Annotated in this window: 9 protein-coding genes; all 9 read left to right on the forward strand. The window is 42.3% G+C overall.

Annotation, left to right across the window (positions count from 1 at the left end):
- Window positions 1-61 precede the first annotated feature (61 nt).
- The 9 genes from cheD (at window position 62) to ggt (ending at window position 17,160) form a co-directional block, all read left to right on the forward strand.
- A complete protein-coding gene (gene cheD / locus ACYQ2C_RS04210) occupies window positions 62-715 on the forward strand; it encodes a chemoreceptor glutamine deamidase CheD (protein WP_460051066.1) in 654 nt (217 codons plus the stop codon).
- A gap of 2 nt (window positions 716-717) precedes the next feature.
- Window positions 718-1,767, forward strand: a complete 1,050-nt coding sequence (locus ACYQ2C_RS04215; RefSeq protein ID WP_460099939.1) for a protein-glutamate methylesterase/protein-glutamine glutaminase — start codon at window positions 718-720, stop codon at window positions 1,765-1,767.
- Between the two features lie 605 nt (window positions 1,768-2,372).
- Complete coding sequence (locus ACYQ2C_RS04220) at window positions 2,373-3,587, forward strand: methyl-accepting chemotaxis protein (protein ID WP_460099936.1); 1,215 nt, start codon at window positions 2,373-2,375, stop codon at window positions 3,585-3,587.
- 65 nt (window positions 3,588-3,652) lie between these two features.
- Window positions 3,653-3,946 (forward strand): STAS domain-containing protein, encoded by a 294-nt coding sequence (locus tag ACYQ2C_RS04225; protein WP_460099934.1) that lies wholly within the window; start codon window positions 3,653-3,655, stop codon window positions 3,944-3,946.
- A 1-nt stretch (window position 3,947) separates the two neighbouring features.
- Window positions 3,948-5,591, forward strand: coding sequence for a SpoIIE family protein phosphatase (locus ACYQ2C_RS04230; RefSeq protein WP_460099930.1), 1,644 nt, complete (start codon window positions 3,948-3,950; stop codon window positions 5,589-5,591).
- Window positions 5,592-7,087: 1,496 nt separating this feature from the next.
- Entirely contained in the window at window positions 7,088-9,739 is a 2,652-nt protein-coding gene (locus ACYQ2C_RS04235) for a TonB-dependent receptor plug domain-containing protein (protein ID WP_460099927.1), read from the forward strand.
- An 842-nt stretch (window positions 9,740-10,581) separates the two neighbouring features.
- Window positions 10,582-11,721: an efflux RND transporter periplasmic adaptor subunit gene (locus ACYQ2C_RS04240; RefSeq protein ID WP_460051077.1), complete on the forward strand. Its 1,140-nt coding sequence runs from the start codon at window positions 10,582-10,584 to the stop codon at window positions 11,719-11,721.
- A 104-nt stretch (window positions 11,722-11,825) separates the two neighbouring features.
- Entirely contained in the window at window positions 11,826-14,942 is a 3,117-nt protein-coding gene (locus ACYQ2C_RS04245; RefSeq protein WP_460099923.1) for an efflux RND transporter permease subunit, read from the forward strand.
- A 424-nt stretch (window positions 14,943-15,366) separates the two neighbouring features.
- The gene (ggt, locus tag ACYQ2C_RS04250; protein WP_460051081.1) at window positions 15,367-17,160 is read left to right on the forward strand and encodes a gamma-glutamyltransferase; all 1,794 of its coding nucleotides are present in this window, start codon (window positions 15,367-15,369) and stop codon (window positions 17,158-17,160) included.
- Window positions 17,161-17,217 lie beyond the last annotated feature (57 nt).

The following is a 17,217-nucleotide window of genomic DNA, read 5'->3' on the forward strand; positions in this document are numbered from 1 at the left end:
CTATCTAGATCGGCAATTGTGCATTCATCAGAAATTTATGCAGAGAAGAATTAGTACGACTATGCAAAATAAACATTACGAACCTGCATTAGAGCTGTACCCAGCGTTAGACGGATTTGAGTCTATTCGTCGTTACTTGGATAAAAGTGAAAAGCGATTTATTGCCAAAATTTTACCGGGTGAATTTTATGTCTCGAAATACGACAACGAATTGATTGCTACAACATTGGGTTCTTGCGTGTCGGCCTGTATTTGGGATGAGAATAACGGCGTTGGTGGTATGAATCATTTTATGCTGCCGGTTTCAGATGTTGAAGCCAGTAAAGTGACTTGGGGTAATGTTGCAAGCGATGCAACTCGCTACGGTAACTACGCTATGGAGCATCTTATCAACGAAATTTTAAAAAATGGCGGTATTCGCCGTAATCTGCGCGCTAAGGTATTTGGTGGCGGTTGCGTGCTTAATCAGAGTAACGATGTTGGCGCGCGCAATGCCGAATTTGTACGGCTCTATTTGCATCAAGAAAATATAACCTTATTAAGTGAAGATCTTGGGGATATATATCCACGAAAAGTGCTTTTTGATCCTTTAACAGGTCGGGCACGAATGAAGAAAATTCGTACTCTCGATAACGATAATATTGTTGCGCGTGAACAAAGTTATCGCTACGACATCGAGCATACACCTATTGAAGGCAATATCGAGTTATTTTAATAATGAAAAAAATTAAAGTTATTATTGTTGATGACTCACAATTAATTACCCGTATACTCTCGGAGATTCTCTCTCAAGATCCTAATATTGATGTGGTGGGAGTTGCTTACGACCCTTATGAAGCGCGGGAAAAAATCCGGCAGCTAAACCCGGATGTGATCACACTTGATGTCGAAATGCCTAAAATGGACGGCATTACGTTTTTGAAAAATATCATGCGTTTACGTCCATTGCCGGTTGTCATGATTTCTACACTCACTCAATCGGGTGCCGGTATTACTTTAGAAGCACTCGAAATTGGCGCTGTAGATTTTATTCCCAAGCCCAAATCTATGCCTGGTGAGCGCCTTGGTGCTATGGCGGCAACCATCTGTCTGAAAATAAAACAAGCTGCGCGCGTTAATTCGGCAATCTTTGAAAACTATATTGATGCAGAACCGGTTAAAAGAGCCGTGATAAAAGGTAGTTCAAATAAATCGGGTCATATCAAACTCATTGTAATAGGCGCTTCTACCGGTGGTACCTTAGCGCTAAAACAGGTATTTACCGCACTGCCGAAAGGTATGCCGCCTATTGCCGTTGTTCAACATATGCCCGAAGGATTTACGGCGTCGTTTGCGCAAAGGCTAGATAATTGTTGTGAGCTTTCTGTAGAAGAATTTAGTGAAGACGGATGCGATTTGGAGCCAGACCACATTTATATCGCACGCGGTAATCAGCACTTTACGGTGAAAAATATTGCTGGTCGATTAAAAGGCTCAGCGGTTGATACTGAACCGGTAAATCGCCATAAACCGTCGGTGGATGTTCTGTTCGATTCGGTTGCCAGTTGGTGCAATGATCAAGTTATTGGTGTGATTTTGACAGGAATGGGCGCCGATGGCGCTATGGGTATGTTGCGTCTCAAGAAAAAAGGTGTGATGACGATAGCGCAAGATGAGGCAAGCTCTGTTGTATGGGGTATGCCTAGAGTTGCTGTTGAAAATGATGCTGTCGATTATGTTTTACCGCTGAATAAAATTGCACAGTTTCTGGTAGACCGGTGTGCGTAGCGTATGTTTTGTTAAAAGCAAATTAATCGTGCAAGTTTATAATACGTTGCATAATTTAGGTTCTGCTTCTAAAGTTTTTGATAAGTGTGCCAGAAAATTTTTTATTCGTTTTTGTTGTAAATAAAAAATTGGTCTATTACTTCAGTGGTGAAGCTTAGGATAACAGCTTTGTTCTGTAGGCGGGCTCTAGGAGTTTTTTATTTAGGTATCTTAGATCTATGTATCTTAGGTTTAAGTATCTTAGGTTTAAGTATCATAAACAAAACGACAGATCGGAATTTTTCGGCGTAGCTCCAATGTTATACAAACTAGAGCATTTGTGGTTAACGTAAAAGACATTTTTTATTGAGTTATGGAAGACTCTAAAAATCTAAGATTAGCTCTACCATGATTTAATCTGGGTGAACGCATTGAAAACGTGATTTTTAATGTTGGTACAATTTCAATCACTTACTGTTCTTGAAATTGGCGACACATCCTTGTGTCGCGAGAAACTCTAGGTTAATCAGAGTTTCCATTATTTTATTTGGAGTTTTTCATAGTTATATCGTTGTTGTTATTACGGTATTTATTAATACGAAAATGAGGTTGGTTTAGGAGAGACGATGTTGTCTTCGAAAATAGTCAAACAGGTCGCAATACCCGCGATCTTGAGCATCGTGTTTCTTGGACTGTTGATGATTGATTTGACTCAATGGTTGTTGATTGGCGGTTTTATTGTTACAACCTTTTCTTGGTTTCTCGCGATCTATTTTATCAATGCATCTGGGCGAAATAATTTATCGGATACTGATTTTGAGGCCGATATGAATGTTGCCTTTCAATCTGAAATGAAAAAAATCGGCGATGCAATTGAAAGTATCTTAAATGAAGAATCCGCTCATGTGCACGAACATATCAATCGTATTCGCGGCTTGATTCAGGACTCCACGCTTCTTCTCCAGGAAAGTTTTGCCAATGTAGTAAGCCAAACAAAATCACAATCGAATATGGCTTTGAGTTTTGTTGAGGGCTTAGGTAAAAATCAAGAGATTGAAGCGGCAAATGACGCTGAAAAATCGTTTAATTTTAAAAACTTTGTCAACCATGTTGACGAAATTCTCCAGGGCTATGTCGAGCTATTAGTGGATATTAGCGATAAAAGTATCTCGGCTATTCACAAAATTAATGATATGACTCGGCATATGGAGAGCATGTTTTCGATTCTTGATAGTGTTCAAAAACTTGCTGAGCAGACTAATCTTTTAGCCTTAAATGCTGCGATCGAAGCAGCGCGTGCGGGTGAAGTAGGGCGCGGCTTTGCGGTAGTTGCCGACGAAGTTCGATCTTTATCGGTGACCTCGGCATCATTAAATCATGAAATACGGATTAAAATTCAAATGGCTAAAACCAGCATGGCAGATGTAAATGCTGAGGTTGGGGCCATTGCATCTCTTGATATTAACTCTGCCATTGAAGGATGGCTTAATATCGATAGTATGCTGACAAAAATAGAAGCGTTTAACCGTAAAACAGAGGCAATGTTAGGTAATCTTACCCAGGCGACGTCTTCAATTGAAGTTGAAATCAATAATTCCATTCGCGCATTACAGTTTGAGGATATTATCAGTCAGCTCTCTGATCATATTCAACAACGTTTGGGCCACATTAGAGAGGTTGCTTCGGTCAGTCACGTTGACATGGCGCAAGCCCAAGATATACCACAATTGCACAGCGTTGCCGAACGATTGGATAAAATGCGACAAGATTTTCGGGCGCAGAATCTTGCTCAGAAAGTCGAGCAAAACAGTATGGACGAGGGTGAAGTCGAGCTGTTTTAAGGTAGATCAAAATTTCAATAAGTGTTTTTGGTTAATGATAGAAGTCACCGGTAAAGGTAATTATAATGACAATTTCTGTCCGTAACGACAATGGTGTTGTTACCATCACATTGGGTAATAGCTTTGATTTTGAGTCAATTGACTCATTTCGTAGTGCTTATGTCAATAATCCAAGCGTTAATTATCAAGTTGATTTTCGCAATACAGACTATATGGAAAGTTCTGGTTTAGGCATGTTGTTAAATATGCTTAGATACTTCGGTGATGGTAACGTCTCTATTAAATTGATTAACTGTCGGCCACAAATTCTTAAAGTCTTAAAAATCTCGAATTTTCAACGTAAATTTGAAATAAAATAACATGTCAATTTTTTTGGTGGATAGTAACGAACAATCACGCTGTCGTTCGTTGGAGCTACTGTCTCATCTAGAAGCGGCCGTTAATGTTGCGGCTACCGGTGCTGAGCTATTACAATTTTTAGATCAAGATAAAGATTGGCCGACTCTAGTTGTTATTGCCGATAATGTAACCGATGTTGATTGTATTGAATTAGCCAAAGAGGTTCGCAGCCGTGCTGATGAACGTTATGTAATCATTAATTTTGTTATTGAGCAGCACTGTGAGTCTAACTGTTTGGATCGCTTTTTGTCGGTGGGTGATGACATATTTTTGCGCTCGCAATATCCGGATTTATTAAAGGCACGATTGGCAGCGCAAAATAGATTAATAAAACGATTTGTTAATACCAACAAAGATCTTAATTCTTATGAAGAATATCGTCAAAACATTATTTTAGAGCAGGATATTGTCGAAAAAATATTTGATACTCACTGTGCTCGGCATTTAATTGAGCAGGGTAACATTTTTACCAATGTGTCTGCTAAAGCTATGTTAAATGGCGAAATCCTTATTACGCAAACCGGGCCAACCGGAAGTATTTATATTGTCATTGGTGATGTTTCTGGAAGAGGTTTACCGGCGGCGCTTGGCGGGTTACCGACATTTACAACGTTTCGTACCATGGCGAAAAAAGGTTTACCGGTCGGTAAAATTGCTGCCGAGATGAATCGCAATTTGCTGACAATGTTGCCGGACAATATGTTAATGGCGGTGTGTATAGTAGAATTAAGCTGCCATCGCGATAGGCTTACGGTTTGGTCTGGTGGAATGCCTCCTGGATTAATTGTTTCGAGAACCGGTGAATTTCGTGAAAAAATTGTTCCTAAACATGCGCCTCTAACCGTTGTGTCGGAAATCGATTTTAGCCAAGACGTTAATGTTTATTCTTTAAAGTCGGGTGATCGCGTATACCTTTATACTGATAGCTTAGATCAAACCAATATCGACGGTGGTATCTCATTTACCGAAAACGATCTACTGGATGTCATTAAATCGGATATTCGTACCGCATTTTCGCGTATGTGTCAGGTAATCGCTCAGCGTTCAGATCACACTGATTCGGTCTTTGTTGAATTGGTATGTGACGACACGGATTCTGAGCTGGAATCTGAGCAGCGAGACAAACAAGCCGTTGCCCTGCCTTGGAGTTTAGATATTTATCTAACGGCAAAAGAGTTACGGTCTTTAAATCCTACTCCGCAAATTATTCGCCTACTATCTAATGCGATTGGGTTAGATGTTCATCAGGATTTTTTATCAACGATTATTTCTGAGCTTTACAGCAATGCGCTTGAGCATGGCGTGCTCGGATTGGATTCGCAGCTTAAGAAAACCGACGAAGGCTTTTTGGAGTACTACAGCGCAAGGGCCGAGCGTTTAGAAATGCTCACTGACGGTTGGATACGAATAAAAATTGCGTTTGTCGATGGTAACGTGGACATCCTAATTCATGACAGTGGTGCGGGTTTTAATACTGATGAATCCAAGGACGTTGACGAGTCTGAAAGCTTTGGTCGAGGGCTCGATATTATTCGCTCTTTATGTACACGTTTAGAATATTCTTATGGCGGTAGTTGTGTTCAGGTGAGCTACCCTGTTGTCTGAGGCAATTACTGTGTCGTTGTTTTACTGATCTGACCGATATGTCTGCGACTTTTTTTGCTTGCAAAGTTTTGGATGTATCTAAATTAGGTTAATTGGAAATTAACTTCTATTTTCTAGTTAGTGCTGTCTGCAAGCTGGGCTAGTTCAAGTTGACATTCATAGATACCTGTTGCGCTTAATTCACCTATATAAAGTATATCAATAAGCTTAATCGATATTGTCACTAGTTTGAGTTTCTCGGCGAACCTTCTGAGTCTATGCTCTTCGGCAATTTCCGATCTCCTGGACGGTTTCCGAGTCCATTCAAAGTCTACAACTCTGGTCTTTTCTAATAAAAAGTATTTTCATTGGTTAGAGAGTTTTATCTTTCAATACTGAAAATAATTTCCGTAATTTGGTAAAAGATTATTTTCCAAAAACTCATCGTTAAATTTTACAACTGAATAAATCCTCGATGTATCCGTTAGTTTTCTTCCAAGTCATTTACCGATCATAAATACAACCGCAAAAAGTATCAGGCAATTATAGAGTTGAGATTTTTATTCCTTCACTTTAATTTATCGCCCAGTTTTCTCAATCAATTTCTCTCCGTGACATATAAGATCGAATAATAGGAAATTGTATCTTGCGGCGATTGGCGGTTTATTCCTCCTCGCTTGTTGAATTCTTTAAAAGTGTTTTCAGACTCCGATCAAGTTTTACGGTCCTGTAGAATTAGCACTTTGATTAAAATAGGTGGCTTTTTGCTTTTTTTTAATAGGTGCTTAGTGTGCATGAAATTACCGAAATAAATAGTTTGTTTAAGTTTTGTTATCACAAAAAACTTTTTTCGGCATTGTAGAATGGTTTAAATTGGGTCATGGTAAGCGGCTGGTGCACGATTATTTATAAAAATAAAATTCGTTATTTACCGTCGTTGATGTGCGCTAAGTGTTGGATTTTAGAAGATAAATTCAATAAATAATTTTGTGTCGATCTTTTTTATAGGGCTTTGTGAATAATTTTGCTGGGTGATTTATTTTTATTCACCATAAGGAATTATTTAAGAAAATAGAATTTCTGAATAAGATTATTTCTCTGCACTTGTATAGTGCGTACCTTACTTTAGCGTACTGTGTGATGTGTTTTTTGAGAGCACAATTTTAATTTGAACGAAATATTGAGAAAAATATTTCTGCTTATTTCCAAAAAAACCGTTTTTTTTCTGGCCGGGTTGATCTGAATTTACCCGGTATAAGGAACTTTTTTAATTATAACTAACTGGCTAATAAAAATTAGTCAGGAAATGGTATGCGCTTTGCTCCCTACGTTTTCAGAACGCGTAGCAAAGCATTAGTTCCTTAGTAAATTTCTAAGGCGACTTAATGCATGATGTGTTCATGCTACCAAATCAAGATTAACACTTTATGAATGTATTGGTGTTGCCGTGATTTCGGCGATCCGTATCGCTTTTATTTGAATTTGTAGACCTTAGGTGAATAAGCTTTGGAGATTATATGAAGCATTTTAAGACAAAATTACTTTCTGTTGCTGTAGCAGCAATTTGTGCAGAAAGTGCTTTAATCACAAACGTTGCGTACGCGCAAAGTTCGGATTTGGAGGAAGTGGTAGTAACGGGTGTGCGTGGTAAGCCTCGCTCAGTTTCAGATTCTCCAGTACCGGTCGATGTTTTTAACGCTGAAACCATCCAGTCAATCTCCTACAGCGATACCAACGACATTCTCCAAACTCTTGTTCCTTCTTACTCTGCCGACCGTAGCCCAATTGCCGACGGTGCAACCTTTATTCGTCCAGCAAGCTTACGTGGCCTGCCAACCGATAAAACCTTGGTATTGGTTAACTCTAAGCGTCGTCACCGTGCGTCTTTGGTTGAAATTGGCGGTTCTGGTACTCAAGGTCCAGACGTTGCAACCATTCCTGCTGAAGCGTTGAAAAACATTGAAGTTTTACGTGACGGTGCTGCTGCACAGTACGGTTCAGATGCGATCGCGGGCGTAATTAACTTCATCTTAAAAGACAACAGTGAAGGCGGTTCTTTCTCTGTTAACTACGGTGAATACTACGAAGGCGACGGTGAGCAGGCTACCTTCTCGGGTAACATTGGTTTTGCACTGGGCGAAAACGGCTTCTTAAGTATTTCAGGTGAATACACCGATAACGAAGCGACTTCTCGTGGTGAGCAATACTGTGAGTTATTCTTCTGTTTAGATCCTTCTAACCCTCTGTACGAAACGTTTATTAACCAAGACACAACGAATGATCCAGTTTTAGAAGCTCGTATTGCTCTAGCTCAAGATCCAGACTTTCTTGCTGCATCACGCAACGCGTCTTTGGAAGGCGATGTTGTACAGCCTTGGGGGCAGCCAAACTTTGAAGGCACTAAGTTGTTCTTCAACTCTGGTTATGACGTAAGTGATAGCACTCAGGTATATGCGTTTGGTAACTACACCCAGAGTGAAGGTGACGGCAGCTTCTTCTACCGTTTCCCATTCAACGGCACTGTTGAAGATTTGCGTACCGAAAACGGTGATATTTACAACCCGTTAGATATCTTCCCGGGCGGTTTCACTCCTCGCTTCTTCGGTGAGATTGAAGACTACTCTTTGGCTGGCGGTATTAAAGGTGAATTCGACTCTACCTTTACCTACGATCTTAGCGCTCGTTACGGTTACAACGAAATTGAGTACACCCTTCGCAACACCATTAACCCATCTTTGGGCCCAGATTCTCCAACTTCTTTTAAACCCGGTTCTTTAAGTAACGAAGAATTCCAAATCCAAGCGGATTTTGTTAAAGAATTCGATAGCGGCTTAGTGGTTGCGTTCGGTGCTACCTACTTAGATGAAGAATACGATATTTCTACCGGTGAGCTAAGCTCGTACGAAGCGGGTCCCTACGCAAGTGCCGACCCTTTCGGTTTCTGTGATGACAATGGTAACGAAACTGCTGCAGGTCTTGCAGTTATTGCCAATGGTTCAACTCTAGATTGTGACAACCCAGAGGATGCTGTTTACAATATCGTAGGTGTTGGTTCTAACGGCTTCCCAGGTTTCTCTCCGGACTTCTCTGATACCTACAGCCGTGACTCTTACGGCGTGTATGTTGATGTGAGCAAAGACGTCACCGACAAGCTATTCCTACAAGGTGCTTTACGTTACGAAGACTACTCTGACTTCGGTGACGAGCTTGTTGGTAAGATCGCTGCGCAATACGACATTAACGACGTATGGGGCTTCCGTGCTTCTATCGGTACCGGTTTCCGTGCACCAACTCCTGGTCAGCAAGGTACCACCAACGTATCAACTCGTTTGCCAAACGGTTTCCCAGTTGCCACGGGTCTGTTCCCAGCTAGCAGTGACGTAGCACAAGCATTGGGTGCTTCTCCGTTAGATGCTGAGACCTCTTTGAACTACACCTTCGGTTTCACCGCTAACTACGATGCATTCAGCTTAACTGTTGACTTCTACCGTATCGAAATCGAAGACCGTACCTTCGCGGTATCAACTCGTAACGTTTCTACCGATCCAACTGATGCTGACGCTTTTGCAAACTTCCAAGCGTTACAAAACGCAGGCGTTGTTGGTGCTGAATCAATCGGCGGCGTATTCTTCTTTGCAAACGCTTTCGACACGATTACTTCGGGTGTTGATATCGTAGCAACTGCGCCTTACGAGTGGAGCAACGGTCAATCTACCGATTTCACTGCGTCTATTAACTTCAACAAAACCGAATTCGATTCTGACCCAAGCGAATTCTTAAACCCAGAAGACCAGTTCGACTTCGAGAACTTCGATCCAGAATGGCGTGCAACCTTGACGGCTGTTCATCACATCGGTGACTTGTCTCTACTTGCTCGTGCTAACTACTATGGTGAATCTGAAAACTCAAACAACAATGGTGAAGTTACTGCGGATAATCCTAACGGTTTAACTTATCAAGACTTTGATCCAGTTGTTTTCGTGGACTTGGAAGCTAGCTACCGCGTAAACGATAACTTCACGGTTTCTTTGGGTGGTCGTAACATCTTTGATGAATTCCCAGATGAAGACGAAATCGGTGACTACGGTAACGGTCGTATCTACCCATCTGACACCATCGTTGATTGGCAAGGTGGCTACTACTACCTACGCTTGAAAGCAGACTTCTAATTTCTGCTTAAGCAGGGTTAGTGCTTAACCCTGCTGACTGATCTTAATCTCAATGCGTGACTGTTAAGCCTTTCCTCTGGAAAGGCTTTTTTATATCTAACGAATAAAAAGCTCGTATGGGTTAGAAAGGTTTTCTATCTATCGTTGCTTAGATCGTTAATATTTGCACTATAGGAAGCTCTGATTAACCTAGAGTTTCCAGCGACACAAGGATGTGTCGCCAATTTCAAGAACGGTAAGTGATTGAAATTGTCAAGAAATTGGAAATCGCATTTTCAATTTCTGTCCTCTGATTAAATCAGGGATGAGTTAATCAGAGGTTCCTATAGCCATAATGTCTTAATTTGGAGCAAAATTTTCCAATGTGTAATTCATCTGGAGCTTTTGTCGAGGCGTATTTTAATTCCATTCAGCATTTTAAAATTTTCATACAAGATATCTTTAGCGGCGACCGCGAAAATAATTCGAGAACGGTGAGTGTATGTGATTAACTGCTGGATGATTTAATCAAAGGAGAGCAATTGGTAATACAATTTTTAATTTCTTCACAATTTCAATCACTTACAGCTCTTGAAATGAGCGGCACATCTTTGTATCACTAGAAGCTCTGCTAATTAGAGTTCTTATACACTCAGGGAATTTAGTTACTGTTCGTTGTGTAACTTACCGGTGGTGTTTTTGCTGGTCTTGCATGTTAAATACTGTAAGTATTTACTTGGGCGGGAATTATTTTTTAACTGAGAAATCAAGATTATTATTTATAATTACCCAATTTGATTTTGTGGTTTAGATCGAATTGTTTCGTTGATACCACCTTCCGATTTTAATGCGAGTGTCTATCCATGTTAGTGCAGGGCTTAGCCCGTATCGTTAATTCTTTATGTTCCCAACATATCCGTAAGATCATTTTGGTGGGCTGTATAACGGCTTTGTCGGCGTGTTCAAAAGAAGGTCCAGAGACCGGTTTACGTCCAGGTGCTGGTGACCGCCCTCCAACGCCAGTGGTGTTGGGTGAAATCAAAGAGCAATTTTTAGTTGATGAGATTGAAGTCATTGGCACCATGGAGGCCTTTGAATCAGTCATGATCAGCTCGTCGGTGACCGATAATGTTTCATCGGTCAATTTTAAAGACGGTCAATTGGTGAAAGAGGGTGATGTTCTGGTCACCTTAACCAGTGACGAGCAAGTAGCAGAATTAGACGAAGCTCGTGCCAATTTAAAAGACTCTGTTCGCCAGCTTGAGCGCTTAGAAAGCATTGGCAAAAATTTAGCATCGCAGTCTGACATCGATCTTGCCCACGCCGCGGTTGATGCCAATCGTGGACGACTACAAGCGATAGAGGCACGTTTAGACGACCGTATTATCCGCGCGCCATTTTCTGGCGTACTCGGGTTTCGCCAGGTCAGTGTTGGTGCCTTGGTGACTCCGGGGACTGAAATCACTACTCTTGATGATATTCAAACCCTTAAACTCGATTTTACGGTTCCCGAAGTGTATCTGGCTCAGGTTCAACCCGGAAACCTCGTCACTGGTATTAGCCCGGCTTGGCCAGACCAAGAGTTTTCTGGTCGTGTAGTCACCTTGGGCTCTCGCGTTGATCCTGTTACCCGTGCCATCTCTGTTCGTGCAGAAATTCCCAATCCCGAACTTAAATTGCGTCCCGGCATGCTGATGAATGTCACGCTCTATTCGGGTCAATATTTGGGTTTGGTGGTAGAAGAGAGTGCGCTGGTACAAACCGGTAGTCGTGCCTCAGTATTTATTATTGACCAAGACAATAATGCACAACAAACACCGGTGACCTTAGTAAAGCGCATTCCCGGACAGGTAGTGATTTCTGGCGACGCGGTTAAAGCCGGCGATCGTGTTGTGGTCGATGGTACTCTTAACTTAAGGCACGGCGCCAAAGTGCACGCTGTCGAAGATGAGCAATCATCAGTATCGGGAAATTCGCTAGGTCCCAATCGGGATAAATCCTAAACAAATCTTCTTACGCGGTGAGCCGATAAATTTTAATTTGGCTCATCGAATATTTATTCCTGTCTGCGTATTTGTCGCAGATTCTTCAGTCGCTTGAGTAGGTTATGACGCTATCTGATATTTGTATCAAACGACCGGTATTTGCCTCCGTTATTGCATTGTTGATGGCTGTTTTCGGTGTCTTTTCTTTTCAGCAATTATCAACTCGCGAATACCCAGATATTTCACCGGCACAGATTTCAATTAGTACAGAATACCCCGGTGCTGCCGCCGACATCGTTGAAAATCGTATTACTCAGGTTATTGAAGACGAAGTGAGTGGTATCGAAGGAATTAAATCGATTCGCTCGACCAGTATCGACGGCCGCTCGACCATCAACATGGAGTTCGATCTTAATCGCGATATTGATCAGGCTGCCAACGATGTTCGTGATTTCGTCTCACGGGTTGAGCGGCGACTTCCAGAAGAAGCCGAAGATCCTGTGATTAACAAAGCCGATGGCGATGCGCGTCCGATTATTTTTATCAGCTTGGTTTCCGATACTTGGTCGATCATGGAATTGACCGACTATGCCGAGCGTTATCTTAAAGATCGCTTCAGCGTTGTGCCCGGTGTTTCTTCGGTCAATATTTTTGGTGGTGGTAATCCATCCATGCGTATTTGGATTGATCGCCAAGAACTCGCCGCCCGTGACTTAACGGTATTGGATATTGTCGATGCGTTGCGACGCGAGAACGTAGAGTTACCCGCGGGTCGCATCGAATCCTTCTCGCGTGAGTTTCCGGTGCGAATTATCCGTAACTACCAAAACCCTGAAGACTTTAAGCAACTGGTTATTCGTCGCGGTGAAAACGGCCACTTGGTTCGTTTAGGCGAAGTTGCCGATGTGGTAATTGATCGCGAAAATCTCCGTCGAATCTTTTTGACCAATGGCAGCGACAGTATGGCTATTGGTATTGTTAAGCAATCCAACGCCAATACTGTTGAAGTGCTTGAAGGTGTCCACGAAGAGCTGCGCAAAATTGCCGAAAGCTTGCCGCCGGAGGTACAGATCACTGCTTCGGGTGACGCCTCTGAATTTATTCAAGCCGCCATTGATGGCGTTTACTGGACCATCGGTGCCACAGTTTTACTTGTGGCATTTGTGTTGTGGTTATTCCTTGGCAGTTTGCGGGCACTGTTAATTCCTGTGGTGTGTATTCCTCTATCTCTACTGGGATCTTTCGTTGCTCTCTATGCGTTTGGTTATTCCATCAACTTGATTACCTTGTTGGCAATGGTGCTGGCCATTGGTTTGGTGGTTGATGACGCGATTGTTGTTCTCGAAAACATTCACCGCCGTGTTGAAGAAGGTGAACCGCCTTTGGTTGCTGCCTATTATGGTGCTCGACAAGTAGGCTTTGCGGTCATTGCCACTACCGTGGTTTTAGTGGCGGTATTTGTGCCTATTAGCTTTTTGGGCGATAACACCGGTCAAATTTTCTCGGAACTCGCCGTTGCGATTTCGGCGGCTGTTATCGCGTCAACGATTTTAGCGCTGACCATCGTGCCGATGATGTGCAGTAAATTATTGCATTCCAACGAAAAACAAATTGGTTTTATTCGTTGGATGAATTCGGCAATGGATCGCATGAGTAATCGCTACGAAAGCTCGCTGCGTGGCTCAATGAAGTTCGTTCTGCTGCCAGTTCTGTTGTGTATTATCGCGGGTGCTTCCGTGTACTTTTTTATGGGCGAAGTCGAACAAGAATATTCGCCTTCGGAAGATCAAGGCACCTTAATGGCCGTCGTGAGTGCTGAAGAAGGTACCAGTATCGAAAAAATGCGCTCAATCATTAATCAGCTCAATGGCAGTTTAGAAAGCCGGGTCGAGTCTGGGGAATTAACACGGGTTTTATTTGTTTCACCATCGTTTGGATCGTTAAATCCCATTTCGGCGTTTTCTCGAATTTCGTTTACCAACTGGGAAAATCGCGACAAGTCTGTATTTGAAACTCAAAGAGAATTAATGCAGGAATGGCGTGATATTCCCGGTATTCGCGCCGGTGTATTCGTACCCAATGGTTTAAGTCGTGGCGGCGGTAACAATCCCATCGAGTTTGTTATTCAAGGTGATAGCTACGAAAACCTAATTGCTTGGCGTGATATTGTCATGGAAGCGGCGCGTAAGAGTGGTATGTTTACCGGCCTTAATTCCGACTTAAAAGAAACACAGCAGCAGGTGCATTTATCGGTGGATAAAAACCGCGCCGCTGCGCTAGGTGTATCTATCGAAACCATTGGTGAAACTCTACAGGCATTAATGGCCGACCAAGAAGTTTCGCGTTACGTAAAAGACGGCTTGGAATATCCAGTTATTTTGCAGGTAAAAGCCAATCAGCGTGATAACAACGACGATATTTCTAACACCTATGTGCGTTCGTCAAACAGTGGTCAATTAATATCTTTGGCTAATTTGGTAAAAATTGAAAACACTGCCGACATTTCTAATTTACAGCGCTATAACCGCTTGCGTGCAGTAACCATTACCGCAGGTTTGTCTCCAGGCGTTACCTTGGAACAGGGTTTAAGCTTTTTAGAAGAAACCGTTAAATCGGCGCTGCCCTATCAGGCGCAAATTGATTACAAAGGTGAGTCTTTAGAATTTAAAGAATCCACCAACAGTTTGTTCTTTGTGTTTGGTTTTGCACTGTTAGTTTTATTTTTGGTAATGGCTGCACAATTTGAAAGCTTTGTGCATCCAACGGTAATTATGTTTACCGTACCTCTAGCCATTGCCGGTGGTTTACTGGGTTTGTATGTAACCAATTCGACCTTTAATATTTTTAGCCAAATTGGCTTTTTAATGTTAATTGGTATTGCAACCAAAAACGGTATTTTGCTGGTAGAGTTTATTAATCAGCTGCGCGACGAAGGTATAGCGTTCAAAGATGCTATAACCCAAGCCTGCCGTTTGCGATTGCGCCCAGTATTAATGACAACAGTGTCTACCGTGGTTGGCGCAATTCCATTGGTAATGGCAGCGGGTCCCGGCTCGGCGAGTCGTAATGTACTTGGCATTGTGGTTTTATTTGGTGTTGCCTTCGCTGCGCTGTTAACGCTTTATGTGGTGCCAGGTTTTTATCAGTTGCTCGCCAAAAAAACAACGTCGCCGGAACACGTTGCTCGTGAGCTAGATCGATTGGAAAAACTAAACACTAAAACTTCTCAACATTTCTAGGAATAGCATTTGCTACTGGTTTCTTCGTTCGAAACTCTAGGTTAATCAGAGTTTCCTATACTCTGCGTTAAAAGTTCTGCAATGACAGTAGTGCAATTTCTGAAAAGTTAAATTGCGTATTGTTACGGTTGCACAAAGAACAAAGTTTTTTTAACGTCTGAGCTGATAAAAATGTCCAGGTCGGATGAAGTCGAGCGAATATGTCAGCAAATAAATGTGTTAGCAAATAATCAATGCATCAGTGTTTAATGAAATATTTTTTATTTTGAAACCTACTTCGGCTACATATTCTTACCTGATTGCAGCTGCTTCTTAGACAAAATCTGTTTTAACGGTAGTTTTTTTGGCGTTAAAAACGGTCTCAATTTTTTAATTTCTATTTTTAAATGGTACCCAAAGCGAAATTCGCCCAGGAAATACATTAATGACAAATCTTAAGTTACCTCTACTGTGCTCCTTGTTCGTGGCAATAACTGCCTGTAGTGACGATCAAGCAAAAACGCCTCCCGTTGAAACCAGCTCCACAGAAACTTCTTCAAGTGTTACCGAGATTGTCGAATCATCTTCTGTTTCATCAGGCTCTAGCTTTGTTTATGCAAAACCTACCGGTCTTATAGCGAATGAAGCCGCTGTGGTGTCTGCACGCATTGAAGCTTCAGAAGTTGGCCTAGAAATTCTTAAAAAAGGCGGTACTGCCTTTGATGCCATGGTCGCGGTTGAAATGGCGTTAGCGGTTGCTTATCCATTTGCCGGTAGTCCCGGTGGCGGCGGTTTTGTGGTGTATCGTCAGGCAGATGGTTCGGTAGGTGCTTTGGATTTTCGTGAAAAAGCGCCTCTAGCAGCACACAGAGATATGTATCTCGATGAGAACGGCGAAGTTATCTCGGGCATGAGCCGTAATGGCGCAACAGCAGCAGGTGTACCTGGCACAATCGCCGGTATTTTTGCGATGCATGAACGCTTTGGAACTAAACCCATTGCCGAGCTTTTACAGCCCGTTATCGATTTGGCCGAAAAAGGTGTGGTGGTTACCGAATATCAAAAAAGCCGTTTGGATAGCAGTCGTCCTTTGATTGCGGAAATCAGTGGCAGCGATTCTAAATTTGCCCGTGAATATCAAGTGGGTGAAATAGTTAAGCGTGATGCGCTCGCAGAAACCTTGAAAAAAATCGTCGCCAACGGACGTGATGAATTTTATAAAGGCGAGACGGCCAAAAAGATCGCCCAATTTATTCAAGAAAAAGGTGGATATATTACCGAAGAAGATTTGGCGCAATATAAAGCCGTTTGGCGCGAACCCGTGCGTTTTTCTTACAACGGCTTCGACATTATTTCGATGAGCCCACCAAGCAGCGGTGGTGTGACCTTACAGCAAATTTTAACCATGATCGAACCCTACGACGTGGGTCAATACGATCACAATAGTCTGCCTTCTACGCAAATTATTGTTGAAGCAGAGCGCCGCGCTTATGCCGATCGCAACGAATATTTGGGCGACCCGGATTTTGTCGATATTCCTAAAGACAAATTGCTGAATCCTAATTATCTTAAAAATCGCATGGCCGATTTTAGTTTTGATCAAGCGACAAAATCTTCTGACATTAGCGCCGGGGATATTAATTTTGCCGAAAGCATGGAAACGACCCATTACTCCATCGTCGATAAATACGGTAACGCTATTGCTGCCACCATCACCATTAACGGTGGTTTTGGTTCAAAACTGTTTAGCGATGAACTCGGTTTCTTCTTTAATAATGAAATGGATGACTTCAGTGTAAAACCCGGTGTGCCGAATATGTTTGGTTTAATTGGTAACGAAGCCAACAGCATTCAACCCGGTAAACGTATGCTGAGTTCCATGACACCAACCATCGTCGAAAAAGACGGCGAGTTTTTTATGGCCTTGGGTGCGCCGGGTGGTTCAACCATTATTACCTCTGTGTTACAAACATTTTTAAACGTCACGGCTTTTGAGATGAGTATGCAAGAAGCGGTTAACGCGCCGCGTTTCCATCATCAATGGTTGCCCGATTTAGTGTTGTTTGAAAACGAGGGTTTTAGCGAGGAGCTTTTAGAAGGCTTAAAAGCAAAAGGTTACCAAGTGAACCGCGGTCGAGCACCGGTTATTGGTAAGGTTGATGCGATTTTGCGTCTACCCGATGGCACCTATGAAACCGGCGCCGACAAGCGTGGTGATGATGCCGCAGCGGTTTTTTAAGGCCAGCGGCGCGCGATCACATTAGAACCTCTGATTAACTCATCCATGATTTAATCA

The sequence above is a fragment of the Sessilibacter sp. MAH3 genome, from assembly GCF_054658275.1.